This is a genomic window from Oleiphilus sp. HI0061 (genome assembly GCF_001635675.1).
The window spans coordinates 1-724 of sequence record NZ_LWFE01001780.1 but is presented as its reverse complement, the minus strand read 5'-3'; the positions used below and the strand labels follow the sequence as shown (position 1 = coordinate 724).

The 724-nt window shown below is 43.8% G+C and carries 2 pseudogenes; one reads left to right on the top strand and one right to left on the bottom strand.

Features of this window, described 5'->3' with window-relative positions:
• Positions 1-307, top strand: a pseudogene (locus A3735_RS31535) (hypothetical protein); the annotation flags it as partial.
• Positions 308-390: 83 nt separating this feature from the next.
• On the opposite strand, the pseudogene A3735_RS27210 reads toward A3735_RS31535, so the two are convergent.
• Positions 391-724: pseudogene (locus tag A3735_RS27210) on the bottom strand (XRE family transcriptional regulator); the annotation flags it as partial.

Below are 724 nucleotides of genomic sequence, written 5' to 3'. Positions count from 1 at the left end.
CATCGACATTGCCAAACAATATGGTTTAGTCACCGACTACACTTCGATGATTGTTGTGAGAGAAGAGGTATTCAAGCAGCTTAACATTTCAAGAGATAACGCCAAACGCGTAAAGAAAGAATTGCAGGCTAAACAACAACGCGCAAGCCAGCCGGTAAGAGACCATCGTAAAGATGCCCATCAACCAGCTTTCAACAACACCCGCGCTTACCCGAGCTCTGGTGGAGGCTCATCTAGCCCCTGGATGATGTTATTGCTGCTCATCGCGGCGGTGTTATCACGAAAGCTTCAATCAAAGCGTTCATAAAACACCCTAAAAAACGAAACCAATGCTGATCTATGAACTCGGTTTTCATAGATCAGCCCACACCTCAAACTACCCCATCAATACTAAAACTTTCGCAGATCCTTTTTTCTGCGCATCTTCTCAAAAGCCAAAGGCTCCCATCGACGCATACCTGTGACAACACTAGTACCGAATCGCTCTTTAACAGGCAACTTTTCATCCTCTACATGTAAGCGATGAAATTCCTCTGCAAGTTGATCCAACTTTCTCTGAAAGATCAGGTTAGAGGCTTTAGAGAGCATCCCCACCACAAACTGTCGTTTGTCACTGGGCTCATCAAACCTATAGTTAAAGAACTCATTCACTAGAATTTCTTCGAAAAACCGCTGTATAGGGCCGTTCTTTTGCCAACTGAAGTTTCTATCAACTAATAACTTT